The organism is Robertmurraya sp. FSL W8-0741, assembly GCF_038004005.1.
Lineage (GTDB): Bacteria > Bacillota > Bacilli > Bacillales > Cytobacillaceae > Robertmurraya > Robertmurraya siralis.
In genome coordinates, this window is the sequence record NZ_JBBOQG010000001.1 from 3,623,653 (window position 1) to 3,641,672 (window position 18,020).

The 18,020-nt window shown below is 38.5% G+C and carries 19 protein-coding genes and 2 riboswitches; of the genes, 12 read left to right on the forward strand and 7 right to left on the reverse strand.

The window, feature by feature from the left end; translation table 11 throughout:
* Window positions 1–26 precede the first annotated feature (26 nt).
* A complete protein-coding gene (gene moaA, locus NST02_RS17510; RefSeq protein WP_137743582.1) occupies window positions 27–1,043 on the reverse strand; it encodes a GTP 3',8-cyclase MoaA in 1,017 nt (338 codons plus the stop codon).
* A 467-nt stretch (window positions 1,044–1,510) separates the two neighbouring features.
* On the opposite strand from moaA, the gene NST02_RS17515 reads away from it, so the two are divergent.
* A complete protein-coding gene (locus tag NST02_RS17515) occupies window positions 1,511–2,209 on the forward strand; it encodes a Crp/Fnr family transcriptional regulator (RefSeq protein WP_137743583.1) in 699 nt (232 codons plus the stop codon).
* A gap of 107 nt (window positions 2,210–2,316) precedes the next feature.
* Here the strand turns inward: NST02_RS17515 and NST02_RS17520 are convergent, their stop codons facing one another.
* The 3 genes from NST02_RS17520 to NST02_RS17530 all read right to left on the reverse strand — a co-directional run bounded on the left by NST02_RS17520 (window position 2,317) and on the right by NST02_RS17530 (window position 5,031).
* Window positions 2,317–3,438: a TIGR04053 family radical SAM/SPASM domain-containing protein gene (locus NST02_RS17520; protein WP_137743584.1), complete on the reverse strand. Its 1,122-nt coding sequence runs from the start codon at window positions 3,436–3,438 to the stop codon at window positions 2,317–2,319.
* 225 nt (window positions 3,439–3,663) lie between these two features.
* A complete protein-coding gene (locus tag NST02_RS17525) occupies window positions 3,664–3,972 on the reverse strand; it encodes a metal-sulfur cluster assembly factor (RefSeq protein WP_095309987.1) in 309 nt (102 codons plus the stop codon).
* A gap of 261 nt (window positions 3,973–4,233) precedes the next feature.
* Window positions 4,234–5,031, reverse strand: a complete 798-nt coding sequence (locus tag NST02_RS17530; protein WP_340949340.1) for a prolyl oligopeptidase family serine peptidase — start codon at window positions 5,029–5,031, stop codon at window positions 4,234–4,236.
* A gap of 302 nt (window positions 5,032–5,333) precedes the next feature.
* On the opposite strand from NST02_RS17530, the gene NST02_RS17535 reads away from it, so the two are divergent.
* From NST02_RS17535 to NST02_RS17545, 3 genes are all read left to right on the forward strand, one after another.
* Complete coding sequence (locus NST02_RS17535; RefSeq protein WP_095309983.1) at window positions 5,334–6,152, forward strand: Cof-type HAD-IIB family hydrolase; 819 nt, start codon at window positions 5,334–5,336, stop codon at window positions 6,150–6,152.
* 116 nt (window positions 6,153–6,268) lie between these two features.
* Window positions 6,269–6,421, forward strand: coding sequence for a hypothetical protein (locus NST02_RS17540; RefSeq protein WP_170211279.1), 153 nt, complete (start codon window positions 6,269–6,271; stop codon window positions 6,419–6,421).
* Window positions 6,422–6,423: 2 nt separating this feature from the next.
* Window positions 6,424–6,609 carry a DUF3813 domain-containing protein gene (locus NST02_RS17545; protein ID WP_095309981.1) on the forward strand — a complete coding sequence of 62 codons (186 nt, stop codon included), beginning with the start codon at window positions 6,424–6,426 and terminating at the stop codon, window positions 6,607–6,609.
* Window positions 6,610–6,637: 28 nt separating this feature from the next.
* Here NST02_RS17545 and NST02_RS17550 read toward each other — a convergent pair whose 3' ends face one another.
* Complete coding sequence (locus NST02_RS17550) at window positions 6,638–7,009, reverse strand: intracellular proteinase inhibitor (RefSeq protein WP_095309979.1); 372 nt, start codon at window positions 7,007–7,009, stop codon at window positions 6,638–6,640.
* A 119-nt stretch (window positions 7,010–7,128) separates the two neighbouring features.
* Window positions 7,129–7,935 (reverse strand): YitT family protein, encoded by an 807-nt coding sequence (locus NST02_RS17555; RefSeq protein ID WP_137743664.1) that lies wholly within the window; start codon window positions 7,933–7,935, stop codon window positions 7,129–7,131.
* Window positions 7,936–8,180: 245 nt separating this feature from the next.
* On the opposite strand from NST02_RS17555, the gene NST02_RS17560 reads away from it, so the two are divergent.
* From NST02_RS17560 to NST02_RS17575, 4 genes are all read left to right on the forward strand, one after another.
* Complete coding sequence (locus tag NST02_RS17560; protein WP_095309978.1) at window positions 8,181–9,041, forward strand: DegV family protein; 861 nt, start codon at window positions 8,181–8,183, stop codon at window positions 9,039–9,041.
* Between the two features lie 83 nt (window positions 9,042–9,124).
* Window positions 9,125–9,256, forward strand: a complete 132-nt coding sequence (locus NST02_RS17565; RefSeq protein ID WP_137743587.1) for a DUF3941 domain-containing protein — start codon at window positions 9,125–9,127, stop codon at window positions 9,254–9,256.
* Between the two features lie 517 nt (window positions 9,257–9,773).
* On the forward strand, window positions 9,774–10,055 hold the full coding sequence (locus tag NST02_RS17570) for a BlaI/MecI/CopY family transcriptional regulator (RefSeq protein ID WP_280526674.1): 282 nt from the start codon (window positions 9,774–9,776) through the stop codon (window positions 10,053–10,055).
* 1 nt (window position 10,056) lies between these two features.
* The gene (locus tag NST02_RS17575; protein WP_340949345.1) at window positions 10,057–11,736 is read left to right on the forward strand and encodes a M56 family metallopeptidase; all 1,680 of its coding nucleotides are present in this window, start codon (window positions 10,057–10,059) and stop codon (window positions 11,734–11,736) included.
* 132 nt (window positions 11,737–11,868) lie between these two features.
* A riboswitch (cyclic di-GMP riboswitch) is annotated at window positions 11,869–11,956 on the forward strand.
* Between the two features lie 228 nt (window positions 11,957–12,184).
* Here the strand turns inward: NST02_RS17575 and NST02_RS17580 are convergent.
* Window positions 12,185–13,051 carry a CvfB family protein gene (locus NST02_RS17580; RefSeq protein WP_340949346.1) on the reverse strand — a complete coding sequence of 289 codons (867 nt, stop codon included), beginning with the start codon at window positions 13,049–13,051 and terminating at the stop codon, window positions 12,185–12,187.
* A 127-nt stretch (window positions 13,052–13,178) separates the two neighbouring features.
* On the opposite strand from NST02_RS17580, the gene NST02_RS17585 reads away from it, so the two are divergent.
* The 4 genes from NST02_RS17585 to NST02_RS17600 all read left to right on the forward strand — a co-directional run bounded on the left by NST02_RS17585 (window position 13,179) and on the right by NST02_RS17600 (window position 17,993).
* On the forward strand, window positions 13,179–13,670 hold the full coding sequence (locus NST02_RS17585) for a YajQ family cyclic di-GMP-binding protein (RefSeq protein ID WP_095309970.1): 492 nt from the start codon (window positions 13,179–13,181) through the stop codon (window positions 13,668–13,670).
* An 87-nt stretch (window positions 13,671–13,757) separates the two neighbouring features.
* Window positions 13,758–13,936: riboswitch (cobalamin riboswitch) on the forward strand.
* A gap of 160 nt (window positions 13,937–14,096) precedes the next feature.
* Window positions 14,097–16,376 carry a ribonucleoside-diphosphate reductase subunit alpha gene (locus tag NST02_RS17590; RefSeq protein ID WP_095309969.1) on the forward strand — a complete coding sequence of 760 codons (2,280 nt, stop codon included), beginning with the start codon at window positions 14,097–14,099 and terminating at the stop codon, window positions 16,374–16,376.
* A gap of 136 nt (window positions 16,377–16,512) precedes the next feature.
* The gene (locus tag NST02_RS17595; protein WP_095309967.1) at window positions 16,513–17,553 is read left to right on the forward strand and encodes a ribonucleotide-diphosphate reductase subunit beta; all 1,041 of its coding nucleotides are present in this window, start codon (window positions 16,513–16,515) and stop codon (window positions 17,551–17,553) included.
* Window positions 17,550–17,993, forward strand: a complete 444-nt coding sequence (locus NST02_RS17600) for a flavodoxin domain-containing protein (protein ID WP_340949347.1) — start codon at window positions 17,550–17,552, stop codon at window positions 17,991–17,993. The genes NST02_RS17595 and NST02_RS17600 overlap by 4 nt, the downstream gene beginning before the upstream one ends.
* Window positions 17,994–18,020: the final 27 nt, after the last annotated feature.

Sequence of the window (18,020 nt, forward strand, 5' to 3'; positions counted from 1 at the left end):
TTACATGACCTTTTGAGCCAGCCTTTTTATCCACCAATATAAGACATTTCTATTTTTTTGCGATTGGCAACTGTTTCCGCCGTTCTTAAATCTGAATAGCGATCATCCCTGCCATTCCAGACCTCACAGATTCGCTCTGCCAGTTGTCTGTCGTTAACACCTGAACGCATAAAATCTCTTAAATCATGACCATTCCCATTAAAGAGGCATGTATAAATTTTGCCATCTGCGGACAATCTTGAGCGTGTGCAACTTGAACAAAAGGATTCTGACACAGATGTAATGAATCCAACATCAATATCTGTTCCCTGATGGCGATAGCGTTTTGCCACTTCACCATAATAATCTGGATCAACTGGAACTAAGGAGTAGTGTTCCCGCAAAATGTCGTAAATCTCTTTTTTCGTCACAACATCATCCATTTTCCAACCATTGGAACTCCCAACATCCATAAATTCAATATAGCGAAGCTGTAAATGATTATCTTTGCAATATTGAGCCATCGGAATGATTTCTGAATCATTCAAACCCTTTTTTACAACCATATTAATTTTCACGCCAAGCCCTGCCTCTTGAGCAGCTTTTATCCCCTTAAGGACAGGTCCAACACCCACATTTCGACCATTGATTTGACCAAACAATTCATCTTTTAGACTGTCTAAACTGATGTTAACACGCTTTAATCCAGCCGCCTGCAATTCTTTTGCATACTTAGGCAGGAGAACTCCATTTGTCGTTAAACCGATATCTTTTAAATGCTCAATTCTTGAGAGCAACTTAACTAAGTATGGGAGATCTTTGCGCAGAAGAGGCTCACCGCCAGTCAAGCGAATTTTTTCCACGCCCAATTCAACAAAAATTTGCGCCAATCTTTCAATTTCTTCATATGATAATAATTCACTTTTAGGAAGAAATACAAAATCGGGGCCGTAAATTTCAGCCGGCATACAATATTGACAGCGAAAATTGCATCGATCTATTACAGAAATTCGCAAATCTCTTAATGGTCTCTTTAGTCTATCCTTCACTTTCGCCAATCCCATCAACTCCATGCTATAGAGTGGTTTATCTATTATATTAACAATTACTTATTTCGATTACTGTTACCTTTCTCACTAAGCAAAGCTTCATAATGTTATTACATCATAAAACCTAAATTTATAGTGCTAAATTGAATTATTGTCATAAACTTGTCAACAACTTACCAATTTTTCCCATTTCAACATTTTCTCTATCCGTTCCTTATGTAATGAATACAAAATTTAATTTCTATTGGCATATCCGGTAGTTTTTAGCTAATCAAAAGCCCTTACTGCCCCACTGCAATATATTTTGCCAATCCCTTATATTATCAAAATCCCGTAACCATGAAAATAACAGATTTATTATTACCATTTAAAACGTGAACATATTGTTAAATATTCGGTGATTCAATTGACACTCCCATTTATATAGGGCATTCTTAGGGAACAAAGATGTTAACGGATGATGAAACAAAGGGGCGAGTCAAATGACGTACCAATTAAAAGCCACACAATCAGTGGAAATAAAAGAAATGCTTACATTGACCGACCGACGCTTTAAAATGGCAAAAGGAACTTTTTTATATCAAGAAGGAATGACTGCAAATGAAGTTTACATCATTCTTTCAGGAAAAATCCAGATCAGCAAAATTTCAGCAGATGGCAGAGAGCTGTCATTACGGATATGCAGTACGAATGATATTTGTGGGGAACTATCGATTTTTACACATTCCCCCAAATATATGTTAAACGCCCTTGTTATTGATGACGCGGAAATAGCAGCTGTCAAAAAAGATACTCTTGAAAAGGAAATGCTTAGAAACGGTTCACTTGCTTTTGAATTTATGAAGTGGATGAGTGATCACTCTAGGAAAACGCAAACAAAGTTTCGCGACCTCGTTCTCAATGGCAAAAAAGGTGCGCTATACTCCACTCTTATCAGAATGACAAACAGCTATGGAGTTCATTTATCCGATGGAATTTTAATCGACTTACCTTTAACCAATCAGGAACTTGCCAATTTTTGCGGCACTTCCCGTGAGAGTACGAACCGGATATTGAACGAACTAAAAAGGGAGAATATCATTTCCGTTACCAAAGGGAAAATTATCATTCATGATTTACAGTTTTTAAAGGACGAGATTGGCTGTGAAGATTGCCCGATCATCTATTGCAACATTGAGTAATTCCACTTCTTTGACGCTTTTTATGCAATGATAAAAATAGAGTGAGCCGTGCTGTTCCCCCAAAAGTTAGTGCAATAATAAACTTCTGGGGACACCATCACGACACTCTATTTTTGTTTTTGTCTTAACGATTTTGGAATATAGACACAGAATGGCTCACTTTCTAAATAATCCCCGGTCATTGCGTAAGCTCGTGAACGGGACCCGCCACAAACGTATCTAAATTCGCAAACGCCACACTTGCCTTTGTATTTATCTGGATTTCGCAAATCCTTAAAAATAGGAGATTCACGGTAAATTTCTGCCAGCGGCTGTTCCTTCACATTTCCAGCTTTTATTGGCAGTAAGCCACTAGGGTAAACATCCCCGATATGAGAAATGAAAACAAATCCATTTCCGTCATTAACCCCTTTTGGAGCTCTTCCTAAACCATCAATTGAACCTGTTAAGCCTTGTTCAGTTAAAGCATCTAAGTAACGGATTTCATCTGCTTGTCCTTTTGCTTCACGCATTTTTTGCTGAATAAATACACGACGATAATGCTGAGCCGCTGTTGTTTTAATATCAAACCTAACCCGTTTGCTTAAATCATGAAGCCATATAAATACCTTCTCGTGTTCCACCGGTGATATCATGTCGCTTTCTTGCCCTCTGCCGGTTGGCACCAGAAAAAAAACACTCCATAACACACAATCCAATTCCTCAATTAATTGTGCCATCTCATTTAAGTATTCAACATTATACCTTGAAATAACTGTATTTATTTGAATCGGGATCTCCAGCTCATGCAAATAACGAATTCTCTCCATTGTTAAATCAAAAGAACCTTCAGTACCTCTAAAATGATCGTGTATTTTGGCGTTATGCCCATCCAGGCTAAAAGCCCAACGTGAAAGTCCAACTTCTTTTGCTTTCTCAATTGCTTCCTTCGTCACATTTGGAGTCGCACTCGGGGTCATAGAGACCCGCACTCCTTTTTTAACAGCATACTCAGCGATGTCAAAAACATCCGGACGCATTAGAGGATCCCCACCTGTAAATACAAGCATTGGATTATTCATTTCATAAATTTGTTCAATTAAATCCTTCCCTTGTTCAAATGTAAGTTCTCTCGGATCTCTTTTATATTGGGCTTCTGCCCGACAATGCAGGCACTTCAACTGACAGGCCCTTGTGAGTTCCCAAATTACGATAAAAGGGTCTTTATGAAAATCTCTCGTAAATATCATTTACAAATGACTCCCTTCTTTTCAATGGGCTTATTTCAATAAAAACCAAAAAAGCCCCTATAAAAGAAGTATATGCTTTCTCATTTCATAAAAAAGTGAAGGAGATCACAAATATCGGGAACTATTAACGATTTTGAGCCCATTTTGTACAAAACAGCTCTTTCGTACAAAATGGGCTCAGCTATCTAAAAAACTCTATGCAAATTTCAACGATATAAATTTATATTAGCGAATTCCCAATGCAATCTTAGCATATCTAGACATTTTGTCCTTTGTCCAAGGTGGATTCCAAACAATATTCACTTCTGTGTCTTTTACTTCTGGAATTTCTGCAAGGGCTGCTTTCACTTGATCAACAATCGTTCCTGCTAACGGACACCCCATGGAGGTTAAGGTCATCGTTACAGTTGCCATCCCTTCCTCATTCATTTCTACATCATACACTAAGCCTAAATTTACAACATCTATACCAAGCTCTGGGTCTACAACAAGTTCTAATGCTCCCATAATGCTATCTTTTAATTCTTGTTCCATATCTTTCACTCCTCATTTCGTTATAGCCTTACTTCACTATACCTATCATCTTAGACAAAGAAGCCATCGTTTTCAAACGATAACCTTTTTTTGCTTTGTTAGATATTGTGTTGATTTTTGGCATTCCGTTTGAAACCAAGGTCTCACCCGTCATTAAGGTCTTCAAATTCCGTGAAACAACGTAAGGAACACAAGTTTTCTCCATCGCATCATGGAATCAGAGAGAAAAACCAATCATCATTTGACCGAAAACTTTATTTTTTACTTAGTAATTTCAAGAATTTCAGCTTCCTTAACATGCTTCTCAAACCATTCGACAAGCTTAAGAACGCCAACTCGACTTACTTTATGATCAGCCTTTTCATCCGTAATAAACTGAAGATTTTCTGGACTATGCTGATAGAGCGGTTTAATGCTCTCGTAAAATTGATACGTGTACTTATACGGCACAATCGGATCCTTCATTCCATGCCAAAACAGCAATGGGCGCTCATTTAATTTTTCCGTCTGCATACTTAAATCATATGTTCTTAAATGCTCCAGAATTGCTTCTTTTTCTTGTTCCGTAAAAGGTAGCTTCACCCCTTTAGCCGCAAATTGTTCAATTTGGTATTGTGAGAATTGTTCATAATAAGGCATCCCCATCAAACTGACAGCAGCTTTAATCCACGAATATTGAGTTAAAGCTCCTAAAGTAATGATGCCTCCCATAGATGTTCCTGCCAACCCAATTTGATTTGGAGTAATTTTATTTTCACTTTCATAATAGTCTTTTATTAATTGAAGCTCATCAATCGTTTTTGTGACAATTTCCCAGAACTTAATATTCATCTCTAGGGAATTTAATCCTGTCTGTCTCTCTCCATGGTAGATTGCTTCTGGCATCACCACTCTAAATCCCTTGTTTGCCAGTAAATAAGCATAATGTAAGTTATTTTCCTTGACGCTCTCAAATCCATGGATAAACAGAATAAACGGAAGAGACTTGTCATTGTTTTTCTGCTCTACTACATGTAATAATGGAATATCAGCGATTGATTTATTTTCTATAATGATCAACTGCGAGTCCCTCCAAACAAATGATGATAAACAAATTCTTTTACAAAACTTTGCGAAAATTGGTAACCTATAAGTAGGAATACATTAACTGCTCAAGTATAGAGCCTATTATGTAAAGTTTTCCTATATTTTTAGTGTAACATGTAGACGAATAAATTCCTAAAGCTTTACACTTAGGATAAGACCTTACATTATTCATGGTTAATGATAGGCTTTGTTAAACAATGTAACTGATAAAACTCAGCACCGACATATAACAAAGCCAATGAATAAAATATAACATCATAACGAAGGAGACGTTTATGGCTGAAAAACATTTAATTGCATTAGATTTAGATGGCACTTTATTAACAGATGATAAAACGTTGTCAGAAGCAACAAAAAAAGTCATTAAAAAGGCAAAAGAAGATGGACATGTCGTTATGATAGCGACTGGAAGACCTTATCGTTCCAGTGAACAGTATTATCATGAACTGCATTTAAATACACCGATTGTTAATTTTAATGGAGCATTTGTCCACCATCCACTTGCAAAAAATTGGGGTGCTTATCACACACCATTAGATATTCAAGTTGCAAAAGAAGTTGTCGATATTTGTTACCACTATCAATTCCACAATATCGTTGCTGAAGTCATTGATGAGGTCTATTTCCATTATCATGATGAGAAACTTTTGGATGTATTTTCAATGGGAAATCCATCCATTACAACAGGAGATTTACGCGAATTTTTAACCGATTCTCCAACGAGTATGCTTATCCATACTGAGGAAGAACATTTAAAAACAATTCGCTCTCACCTTTCCGATATTCATGCTGAATTGATAGACCATCGAAGCTGGGCTGCTCCATGGCATGTCATCGAAATTGTGAGACATGGTCAAAATAAGGCCGTTGGAATCCAAAAAGTTTCCGACTATATGAATATTCCGAAAGAGCGAATTATTGCTTTTGGAGATGAGGACAATGATTTAGAGATGATTGAATATGCTGGTCGTGGAATCGCAATGGGCAATGCCATTGACCAATTAAAAAATATTGCTAATGATACAACATTAACAAACGAACAAGATGGAGTCGCTGTCTATTTAAATGAACTGCTAAATCTGAAAGCATTATAAAGCAATCATAGCGATTAACCAGAATGTTCCCCTTGTATGACTTACAAAGTTGTGAGCATACTAAGACGTGAAACAGCTGCTAGCTGTTTCACAAGCTCAAGGCTGGAGGGATTGCAATGGGTAGAAGTAGCAAATCTAGACGTTTTGTACAACGCGGGGTTGACGCTGTTTCGAAACATGATGAACGCATTCCTTATCACACCACCTATGCAGAAGCAGAGGCAAAGAAAATGGCAAATGTGAAAGACTCCTCATTGGGAGGAATTTAACCATGGCCAACCGACTTTTTATCGAAGCAAGAAATGCGGTAGATATGGCTAAAAATGCGACGGGCAGTGGTCAGCATACTGCTGTCGAACGGGCCAGAAACGCGATTTCTTCGGCATTTGCCAATTCAACTATAGCGGAGCAACGATTATTAACACAGCTGCAAAATGAGCTTGATCATTTGACTTAATATAAAAAGCTGGCCTGGGGCCAGCTTTTTATATTTGTTCTAACACAACCGGATAGGAATGAATGATCCTTCCCTGCTTATCCTTTTCGTATAAATGGAGAATTAAAGTTGCATTTTTCGGAAGCTTCTCTTTTGCAATTTTAATCTCCAGTTCGAATAAAGCCATGGCTGAATTTTTCTCCGCCAATGGCAGCACCTTCTCATTAATATATTGATAATGCCCATCCTCAACAGTGTAAAATAACTTTCCTGCGTCTGCACTTACTTTTCCTTTAACACGATACTCTCCTAGTTCACCTTCCACCTGAACATTTTGAAAAATTTCTTCTTGCTGCACATCGCCAAATGCTAAATTCACGAAAAAGGGAATCAGGAATAACAAAGTAAATTGCTTTAACATTACGTTTCCTCCTGTTCACGTTTGCTTACTTTTTTTGCAATAAAATTGTCGGACAATAAAAAATTAGGCAAAAGGAGTTCGTACTAAAGTATACATGCAAGTAATTCATTTCATGCCAGTTAATCTCTGCGAAAGAAACCAACTATCCCTGTGGTTTGTACAATATTCGTAAATGCATGGGAATCCACTTCTTTAATGATTTGTTCCAATTCAAATAATTCATATCGTGTGATCACGATAATCAACATATTTTTTGCTTCTTTAGTAAATGCTCCTTTTGCAGGAATCATCGTAATGCCTCTTAACATCCTCGAATGAATCGCTTCTGTTAACTCCTCCGCTCTCTTCGTCACAATCATTGCTGTTACTTTTTCATGCCTTGTATGGATGGCATCAATTACTCTCGTAGACGCATACAGGGTGACAAGTGTATATAATGCTTTTTCCCAACCATATAAGAAGCCGGCAGTAATAATAATTAACCCATTTAACGTAAAAAAGTAAGTCCCCACCGGACGGTCATTCATCCTTGAAAGCACCATTGCGATAATATCCAATCCTCCAGTAGAAGCTCCCCATTTTAAGGTAAAGCCAATTCCGACTGCTGAAATCACTCCTCCAAATACGGCATTTAAGAGGATATCAGAAGAAAGCTGGTAGACAGGAATAATCTCTAAAAATAACGACATCAAGACGACGCTTATAAAGCTGTATAACGTAAATGATTTCCCTACTTTTAGCCAACCTAAAATCGTCACCGGCACATTCAAAAGAAACAATAAAATTCCAGTGGAAATACTTCCACCAAAAATGCTTGAAAGCAGCTGTGCCGTCCCTGTAAAACCACTTGCATAAACATTGGCAGGAATTAAAAATAGGTTCATCGCAAGCGCATTTAAAAGGGCTCCGATAATGATGACAATCATTTTTTTCGCATGAAGCAGGTTGACCACCTCCTTTTTCTTCCTTAATCAAGCACATCGATTATATCTTTATTATTTCAATCCCCTACATTCTTTAATCAAAGCAATATGATCTTTAGCGATTCTTGTGCAGCCAAATTGGACAAAATGTGCTCAGTTTTTTCATCACGCCATTTTACTAGTATTCATTGAGTTTTTCTCATAAATTCTATAAACTAAAAGAAATGATTTGAAAGCAGGTGTAGTCTATGTCAGTAAAAATTTTAGCTGACAGCGCATGTGATTTGCCGTTGAATTTTTATGAAGAAAGCGGCGTCACCCTTTTTCCTCTTGGTGTCCACTTAGGTGAGAAGGAATACGAGGATTTATTAACAATCGATCCATCAACCGTCTATAAGGCGATTCGCTCTGGGGAAATGCCGAAGACATCCCAAGCCTCACCATTGAAATTCGAAGAATATTTTAAGGAAATGGCAAAGAATAAGGAGGAAGGAATCTATATTGCCTTTTCATCTGAGCTATCCGGCACCTACCAAACGGCTGTAATGATCCGCAATCAAGTGAAGGAAGAATATCCAGATTTCAACTTATCGATTATTGATTCAAAATGTGCCTCTCTTGGCTGTGGCTTAGTTGTTATGGAAGCGCAAAAACTTGCCGCAAGCGGTGCATCTTTTGCGGAAATCGAAAGAGATATTAAATTTCGTTGTGAGCATATGGAGCACTTATTTACAGTAGATGACCTCAACCATTTAGCAAAGGGCGGCAGATTATCGAGAGCCTCTGCATTTATGGGCGGTCTCTTAAACATCAAGCCTCTGCTCAACATGGAAGACGGCAAGTTGATTCCAATCGAAAAACATCGGGGACAAAAAAAACTCCTTCGCCGAATTATTGAAGTAATGAAAGAACGAGGTCAGCATTTTGATAAGCAAACAATTGGAATCAGTCATGCTGATTGTCTTGAGCTGGCGCTCGATATGAAAGAGCAAATCAAAGCAGAACTTAATGTTGAGGAAGTAGTGATTACAGACATCGGCGCCGCTATTGGTTCCCATACTGGACCAGGGACGATTGCTATCTTTTTTCTTAACGAGCTTCCAGCTTAAAACACTGGAAAGTTTTGAAGTACATACTCCTTTTTCAAATGGCAGACAATAAGACGACTCTTCAATAGAAAGGAGTATTTGTCATGCCTCATACTTCTGATAACGACAAAAAAGCGCAAGATCATAACGCCTTGCGTCACGAAAAAAATATGATGCGCGAAAAGAATCGCAAAGCAGGAAAACATCAATATTCCAAAAAAACAGACCATCTATAGACCAGAAGCGAAAAAACCCATAAGCAATTAATACTCTGCAGAGATAACTCAATGGAGCTTCTTTAACAATCGTCATCCAATCAGGATTGACTTTCTTTCAATGGAAAATCCGATACGGGAGTAGATAAATTTCGCTTATCATTGAATGAGGATTGAAGTTTGCTAGGCGCCAAACCAAGACGACCTAATGTATCTTAAAAGGCAAACGACCAGTTCACACTGGGGTTTTCTCTCCGTATAAGCCAGTTTATCAGCACTGCAATCAAGCACACTACACTAGACACCGCCTTAGTGAAATTACAGGCGGTGTTTTTTATATGGCAACAAGCAATTTTTGTAGGTTCATCTACAAAAGATTTGCAACTGTGCCCACAGTTATCCTTTTATGGCCCTCCTCGAACGCATGAAAACAAAACTGATTAAGTAACCAACAGATTATAAAACCTTTGCAAAACAGTGATGAAAACAAAATTTAAGTTTGATACCTTGTTAAATACATTTTAGACAATTGTAAAAAATTTTAGGGAATAAGCGTGAATGGAAGGCACCGACTGTCATTTCTCTGATGCTCCGGCTGGTAGAAAAGGGGTTTTTGCGAACGGAGAAGAATGGGAAGGAACGTACCTACTTCCCTCTGGTAGACAAAGAGGACTATTTGAAGTTTGAAACAGGTAACTTTATGAAACTTTATCACGGAAACTCATTTCTTAGTTTTGTCAATACCCTTTATGATGGGAAACAGCTTAACGACGACGACATTGAAGAATTGATGAAATGGGTGAAGGAACGGAGGACGTAATATGCAGGAATTTATGACTGCATTAATTGAATGCTCTGTTACCATGTCAGTGCTCGTTTTGGTCTTCATTGCCGCTACTCCATGGCTGTCAAAAAGATACTCTGCAAAATGGTTGTATTACATCTGGTTAGTTCTCGTGATAGGTTTAATTATTCCATTCCGGTTTCATCCCGACACAGCCTTGATTCAGATGAACGACGGACCCGCTTATATTCAGCAAATGATACCGGGAAATCCGGGGAATATCGTTGACCCAACCATTACAACTAACAAACTGACACAAGAGCTGTCGACAATCTCATGGTATCAAATCGGCACTTTCCTATGGATAGTCGGTTTTTTGGCTTTTATGATATATCATGGGCTAAGGCATTTTCGCTTTCTTAAAATGGTAAGCAGATGGAGCGAGCAGCCCGATCAACAAATGAGTGAAACCTTACAAAAGATTAAAACAGAGATGAAAATAACCACGCCAGTTAAGTTATATATTTGTTCCTGTATCTCAAGTCCTATGATGATCGGTTTTGTAAGACCCGCCATTTTGTTGCCGTGGACTGACTTTTCAGAGGATGAACTATCATTCATCCTCAAACACGAATTGATTCACTACAAGCGTAAAGATTTATGGTTTAAAAGTCTGGTGCTTTTTGCAACCGCTGTTCATTGGTTTAACCCTGTAATATATATAATGGCAAAGGCCATCGCATCACAATGCGAAATATCATGTGATGCGGAGGTAGTAAACAAAACCGATATTGGCACGAGGCAACAATATAGTGAAACAATCATTGGAGTTATCAAAAATCAATCAAGAATGCCAACGGCATTCTCAACAAATTTTTACGGAGGAATAAGAGGGATGAAGAAAAGAATATTTTCCATTATGGACACAAGTAAGAAAAGAGCAGGCGCTCTTATTCTCTGCTTAGTTGTATTAAGCACGCTAGGGACAGGAGCGTCATTTGCAAATAATCATGCAGGAGCCGGAGCATATTCCACCAATACCCCAACATTCGCACAAGAACAAGAAAAACTTAACCGGCAGCCAAAAGAAGATACTGCTAAGAAGTATGCAATTTATGAAAAATACGGCTTGACTTATGACAAACAAACTGACAGCTTCTACTATGATGGTAAGCTGGTGCGATACTTTTCTGATAAATTGGCTGCAGATGGCACATACAATTCATTTACCCGAACAAACGGTGTCGTGGATTTAAAGGCTGTCCGAAATACCGATTATGAGCTAACTGGTATTACACCTGTGAGCCAAGAAATATTTGATAAACACACGGAATCTATAAAAAACGCACAGATGTCTAATAAACAGGGTGCTGCACAGGAAAATAGTTCTGTAAAAAAAATAAGCGCCGCAAGTAGCGCCGAAGAGCATAATGGAAATGATACAGGTGATATTGTTAATGGTCCTACTAATGCCTCTTCCGAAGGCGATCCCAACTATGTCGATACTTCTTTAAATGCTTACTTGAACTATGGCGTTTCTTATGATAAGACCAATAAGCAATGGTTATTTGATAACAAACCAATTCATTATCTCAACGATGGAGATAATGCCACTTTTGTCGATAATCGTAATCATGCTACAAAAAATGGAGTATCCCTCAAGGTCATTAGGAAAGCCAACGGTGAAATCGATAAGTTGGTTAAAATATTTGATTGAGAAATATCGAATTATGAATTTTTAGACACTAAGAGGCATAGAGGAAAGAGCTTACAATAATATAAATAATACCTTGGCTCCTTTCTCTTTTCATTTTTCGACTTGCAAAAATGTAAGACACTATAGAAAATCAATAGCACAAGGCACACTTATCAAAAGATAAAGCAGCAAAGCAAAGGGTCTAAGGTGCAAACGCACAATGACAGCATGTGCTGCCCAAGATGGCATATTTAACCCGCCTTATGTGGCAGGTCTTTCTATATAAAGCAATGTTGTCCATTTTGGTGAGGGTTTCTCCAAGCTCAATACACTGCACCCCTAAACTCACAGGTTTTCGGGGTGTTTTTATGCGTTGATATAACTGCTGCAGGGAGAAACTGTCATATTGTTGTTACGGTTTGCTCTATTCCTTCACAATATAAAAATTATGGGTGACGATCAAACAATCCTAAATTTCCTTTTTCTCATAAGTCCAGCCATCTTCTTGATAAACAAGGCCGTCCTTCATCAGTTTACCAAGAGCTCTTTTAAAAGCACCTTTGCTCAATCCGAAGCGCTCTTCGATATCTTCTGGCATACTTTTGTCTCCATATGGCATCGCACCATTCCTAGACTGCAAATAAGAGTAAATTTTCTCTGCATCTGCCCCTAATGCTTCTTGTTTCCGTGGAGTTAACGAAACATTGATCGTTCCATCCTCTTTTACATCTATAATCCTGCCCTCAACTTTTTCACCGAGTCGCGGTTCAGCTAGACGCTGTGACTCGTGAATAAAGCCTTTAAAGCCTTCAGCAGTAAAAATCCAGCTTCCCACCTTTGCCGTACGATAAATATGCCCTTGAATATTTTTGTTAAAATCAGCACGGGTTGCCTTGACTCTCTTTTCATCAATGACAGGATCCGTTGCAAGCTTCACATAAATCCGATTATTTCGATTGACCCGCAATGTGATATAAAGCAAATCTCCGACCGCTGGCCAAACGGACTTCTTCGTTGGTAAATCCTCTTCCCCTAAAAGCATATCCTTATTGATGCCAATATCTAAAAATACACCGAGTCCCGGCTTTGTATCACTAACCTTTGCCCAGCCATACTCGCCCACTTTGATTTTCGGAATCGTTGATGTTGCTGAGGCTCGCCCATGGGAATCAGCATACAAGAAAACCTCTACTTCATCGCCCTCTTTTAATTCAAGCTCCGTATCATTTTCATGCATCAGAATATCTTCTTCTCCGTCCGTTAAAAAGTAGCCAAACTGGGCATACCTTGCAACAGTTAAAGTTAATACCTGCCCTACATAATCATTTAAAGCCATTGTCACACACTCCTCTATTTTACACTTCATGCGAAAGTAGTCTTTCCGAAAGTTGTTTGAACTGCTATATTTTACTATAATGGTGCCTAGAAGGGAAATTATACATGTATTTAAAGGAGGGCTCATTATGGCAAAAGATAGCTCATTTGATATTGTATCAAAAGTAGATTTTTCCGAAGTGACGAACGCAATTAATATAACGATGAAAGAAATCTCCACACGTTATGATTTTAAAGGAAGTAAGAGTAAAGTAACCCTTGATAATGAAGAACTTGTCCTTGTATCAGATGATGAATACAAGCTCGAACAATTAAAGGATGTTCTCCTCAGTAAAATGATTAAAAGAGGCATTCCCATTAAGAATCTTGATTATGGCAAAATTGAAGGTGCTTCTGGAGGAACTGTAAGACAACGGGCAAAGCTTGTGCAAGGAATCGATAAAGAAAACGCCAAAAAAATTAATACTTTAATCAAAAATAGCGGTTTAAAGGTTAAAAGCCAGGTGCAGGATGATCAAGTCCGAGTTACAGCGAAAAGCCGCGACGACTTGCAGGCAATAATTGCCGCAATAAAAGAAGCCGATTTATCAATCGATGTTCAATTCGTAAATTATCGCTAAAACGGTTGTCATTTTAAAATAGATCACTTATAATAAAACAAACTTACATATATAGTAAGGGTAACAACCATATACCACAATATATAGTATACAACCGATAAATTAGGTGTCTGTAATAGACTTAATAGGGAATCTGGTGAGAATCCAGAACTGTACCCGCAACTGTAAGTGTGACGAAATAGGGAACGCCACTATCATCTCGATGGGAAGGCCCTAAAGTAGGATGAAGCACAAGTCAGGAGACCTGCCTTTTTTATACGTCATTATCTTCTTCGGGAGTTGGGAAGGTAAAACGAAGGTGTTTAAGCAAAAAAGGCTTGTTCCTTTTCTACTAAATATCAGCGTTTTAACCCATCTTCATTTTTGAAGGTGGGTTTTTTAGTTACCTTTCTCTCTTCCGAAAAATTAAGGGAGAGATTTTGAACAATGAGTACACTCGCAACCAAAAATGAAAGGGTTCTTGAAGCCCTGAAGAACACGGCAAAAAAATATAACTTAAATGTTACGGAAATAGAGCAACAACTGCTTACAACAGATGAACGTACTTCCAAGCAAACGGTTCTCCAATATGCATTAAATCACGTCGATATGATCGAACCAAACTGGACTTTTCTTGCTGCACATATGCTCCTGCTTGAGCTTTACGAAAAAGCGGCAACCTCTCGCAAGTATGAACCAAGGCAAAAATATGGCGATTTCTTTCACCTCATTCAATACTTAAGCGACATCGGGATTTACTCAAACGATCTTCTTCAAGCCTACAGCAAGGAGGAAATTGAACAATTGGGCCAAGAAATTGACCCAAATAAAGATACCCTTTTTACATATATGGGATTATTTCTTTTAGCCGATCGTTATTTAGCAAAGGACTATCATCAAAATGTATATGAACTTCCACAGGAACGGTTCATGATCATCGCCATGACCTTAATGAAAGATGAAGCAAGGCAAAAGCGATTGTCGTATGTGAAAGAAGCGTATTGGGCCTTAAGCAACTTGTATATGACCGTTGCTACACCGACTCTAGCAAATGCCGGTAAGAGCTATGGTCAGCTATCCTCCTGTTTTATTGACACAGTGGACGACTCATTAGACGGCATTTACTTAAACAACTGGGATATTGCGCGATTGAGTAAGGATGGAGGCGGCATCGGAATTTACTATGGAAAAGTAAGGGCGCTAGGCTCGGATATTAAAAAGTTTAAAGGAAATTCTTCAGGGGTTGTCCCTTGGATTCGCTTAATTAATGACACTGCTGTAAGCGTCGATCAGCTTGGTCAACGGCAAGGTGCTGTCGCCATTTATTTAGATATTTTTCATAAAGATATTATGAATGGCTTTTTAGATTTAAAAACGAATAATGGCGACGAGCGAAGAAAAGCGCACGATATTTTTACAGGCGTATCCATTCCTGACCTTTTTATGAAAAAGATCGAAGAGGTCGATGAAAATGGAAAAAGTATCGGGGAATGGCATACCTTCTGTCCTCATCAAGTAAAACAAATAATGGGCTGGAAAGATGAAAACGGAAATCCACTTGGTTTAGAGGATTTTTACGACGAAACAGATGAAAAGTTTTTCACACAAAAATATGAGGAGGCTGTCAACCATCCACTTCTTCCCCGAAAATCATACCGGGCAATGGATATTATGGTTCGTATCATGGTTGCTCAGCTGGAAACAGGAACGCCTTACATGTTTTATCGCGATGAAGTTAATCGGCAAAACCCGAATAAGCATGTGCTTGGACGCGGTCGTACAGCGATATTTTGCAGCAATCTGTGCACGGAGATTAGTCAGAACATGTCAGCAACTACGATTCAAAGCGAATTTACAGATGCAGATGGAAATATCGTGATAATTAGAAAGCCCGGGGACTTTGTCGTTTGCAACCTCTCATCCATCCATTTACCAAACGCGATCAGAGCGAATGTTTTAGAACGATTAATTGCCATTCAAATGAGAATGCTAGACAACGTGATTGATATAAATGATATTTCTGTCCATCAAGCTAAAGCAACGAACGAGAAATATCGCGCTGTCGGACTTGGAACATTTGGCTGGCATCATCTCCTTGCCTTAAAAGGAATCGAGTGGGAATCAGTTCAAGCTGTTCATTATGCCGATGAAGTCTATGAAGACATCGCTTTTTACACGATTAAAGCTTCGATGGAATTAGCGAAAGAAAAAGGGGCGTATTCCTTATTTAAAGGGTCTGAATGGGAATCGGGAGACTATTTTCAACGCAAAGGATATACATCGTCTAGATGGGTCAATCTGCAGGAAAACATTCTAGCATTTGGGGTAAGAAATGGCTGGATGATGGCAGTTGCTCCTAATTCTTCCACAGCGAAAATCGGTGGCTCAACAGACGGTATCGATCCGCTCTATGCTCTTGAATACGCAGAGGAAAAGAAAAACTTTAAATTTAAGGTGACAGCGCCAGATATAAATCATCAAACTTATTATTACTATCGTAAAGTCCGGCATGAACTTGATCAAAAATGGAGCATTAAGCAAAACGCTGCTAGACAGCGCCATATCGATCAAGCCATTAGCTTCAATCTTTATGTGCGCCATGATATTAAAGCAAAGGAGCTGCTTGAGCTTCACCTAGAAGCGTGGAAGTCCGGCATGAAAACAACCTATTATGTTCGCAGCACCTCACAAACTGAAATTGAAGAATGTGAAGCATGCCATAGTTAATAAGAACAGCATAAGGCACCATTATAACATCTCGCCACATTAATGATGAAATCCCGAGTTTCAGACTTAATGGATGCCTTGTGCTGACAGAATCGAAACTTCAACAGTTAACTGCTAAAGAAGGGAGCCCTCTTTCATGACTGGCACTTTAAAAAAAATTAAATTATTAAATCCCGAATTTCCTAATAAAGCAACAGGCGTTATTAACGGAAAAGCATCCGGAATTCTTAACTGGAATGATATCGCCTACCCGCAAATGTACCGCATGTATCAAACACTGCTAGCAAATTTTTGGAAAGCGCAAGAAATAAATATGCAAGATGATATTAAGCAATGGGATCATTTAAGCTCCATTGAAAAGGACGTGTTTTTACGGGTCAACACGCAGTTGGCATCCTTAGATAGTCTGCAAACGCCAACGATGACACAAGTTATGGATTATGTAACCGATCCCAGCTTTAAAGCCATTTTTGCTGTCATAGCTCAGCAAGAGGCGGTTCATAATGAATCCTATTCCTATATTTTAAGCTCTCTTATTCCTTTAAGCGAGCAGATCGAACGCTTTAATCAAGCAAAAGATGATCCAATTGTGCGAAAAAGAAATCAAATCATTTTAATCGCCTATGAGAATTTCCGTCAGGAACCAACTCCACAGCACTTATTTCAACTAGCGGTACAGTCGATTAATTTAGAAGGTATTTATTTTTATGCAGGATTTGCCTTTTTCTATCATCTTGCCAGACAACAAAAAATGCTTAAGACAAGCACGATGATAAGCTATATTCAAAGAGATGAAATGCAGCATGCCTACTTTATTGCCCAATTCATCAGAATTTTGCTGACCGAAAACCCAGAACTTAATACGCCAGAAAATATTCAATATGTTTATCATTCCATTTCAGAGGCTGTTGAGTTGGAGAAGGAGTGGGCCCGCTATATTTTAAAAGAGATTGAAGGAATCAATTTAGAGGAATTCGAAGGTTATGTTGAATATCTAGCAAATAAACGTTTTCGCCAATTAGGACTTGAAAACCATTATAGCGGCCGTGACAACCCGATGCCATGGATTCATGTGTTTAGCGATGAAATGATGAATGAAACGAAATCTGATTTCTTCGAACAAAAATCAAGAACCTATACGAAAGTAACTGAATCGAATGGGTTTGATGAGCTATGAAGCTAGCGATCGTCTATAGCTCCATCAGTGGCAATACAGAAGAACTTGCCCATATGATTATGGAACAGTTCAAGCTAAAAGGGCTCGATATCGCTTGTTATCGCGTGGAGGATTTTCCATTACATTTGCTCCCTACATTTGATGGTCTCCTAATTGGAACTTATACTTGGGGTGATGGAGAAGTACCGCTAGAAATGATCCCATTACAAACTCAGTTAAATAGTCGTTCATGGGAACATCTTATCACAGGTGTGTTCGGTACCGGAGATAGTTTTTATCCAAAATTTTGCGGAGCTGTAAATGCCTTTCGCGACAGCTTAAAAGATAAAACGAATCTAGCTGTTACATTAAAAGTGGAACTTTTACCACAAGAGAGCGATATGGGAAGAATTGCAACCTTTGTTGATCGAATTATTGAGAGAATGAGCATTCTTGCTTAATATTGATAAAAAATGGAGAAAAACAGT

What these genes read in the sequence shown, in the direction of transcription:
- NST02_RS17580 (WP_340949346.1), bottom strand. Translation starts at nt 13,051, where the DNA reads ATGGCTTTAAATGATTATGTAGGGCAGGTATTAACTTTAACTGTTGCA.
- NST02_RS17585 (WP_095309970.1), top strand. Translation starts at nt 13,179, where the DNA reads ATGGCAAAAGATAGCTCATTTGATATTGTATCAAAAGTAGATTTTTCC.
- NST02_RS17575 (WP_340949345.1), top strand. Translation starts at nt 10,057, where the DNA reads ATGCAGGAATTTATGACTGCATTAATTGAATGCTCTGTTACCATGTCA.
- NST02_RS17555 (WP_137743664.1), bottom strand. Translation starts at nt 7,935, where the DNA reads ATGATTGTCATCATTATCGGAGCCCTTTTAAATGCGCTTGCGATGAAC.
- NST02_RS17600 (WP_340949347.1), top strand. Translation starts at nt 17,550, where the DNA reads ATGAAGCTAGCGATCGTCTATAGCTCCATCAGTGGCAATACAGAAGAA.
- NST02_RS17520 (WP_137743584.1), bottom strand. Translation starts at nt 3,438, where the DNA reads ATGATATTTACGAGAGATTTTCATAAAGACCCTTTTATCGTAATTTGG.
- NST02_RS17590 (WP_095309969.1), top strand. Translation starts at nt 14,097, where the DNA reads ATGAGTACACTCGCAACCAAAAATGAAAGGGTTCTTGAAGCCCTGAAG.
- NST02_RS17565 (WP_137743587.1), top strand. Translation starts at nt 9,125, where the DNA reads ATGCCTCATACTTCTGATAACGACAAAAAAGCGCAAGATCATAACGCC.
- NST02_RS17525 (WP_095309987.1), bottom strand. Translation starts at nt 3,972, where the DNA reads ATGGAACAAGAATTAAAAGATAGCATTATGGGAGCATTAGAACTTGTT.
- NST02_RS17595 (WP_095309967.1), top strand. Translation starts at nt 16,513, where the DNA reads ATGACTGGCACTTTAAAAAAAATTAAATTATTAAATCCCGAATTTCCT.
- moaA (WP_137743582.1), bottom strand. Translation starts at nt 1,043, where the DNA reads ATGGGATTGGCGAAAGTGAAGGATAGACTAAAGAGACCATTAAGAGAT.
- NST02_RS17515 (WP_137743583.1), top strand. Translation starts at nt 1,511, where the DNA reads ATGACGTACCAATTAAAAGCCACACAATCAGTGGAAATAAAAGAAATG.
- NST02_RS17540 (WP_170211279.1), top strand. Translation starts at nt 6,269, where the DNA reads ATGGGTAGAAGTAGCAAATCTAGACGTTTTGTACAACGCGGGGTTGAC.
- NST02_RS17535 (WP_095309983.1), top strand. Translation starts at nt 5,334, where the DNA reads ATGGCTGAAAAACATTTAATTGCATTAGATTTAGATGGCACTTTATTA.
- NST02_RS17545 (WP_095309981.1), top strand. Translation starts at nt 6,424, where the DNA reads ATGGCCAACCGACTTTTTATCGAAGCAAGAAATGCGGTAGATATGGCT.
- NST02_RS17560 (WP_095309978.1), top strand. Translation starts at nt 8,181, where the DNA reads ATGTCAGTAAAAATTTTAGCTGACAGCGCATGTGATTTGCCGTTGAAT.
- NST02_RS17550 (WP_095309979.1), bottom strand. Translation starts at nt 7,009, where the DNA reads ATGTTAAAGCAATTTACTTTGTTATTCCTGATTCCCTTTTTCGTGAAT.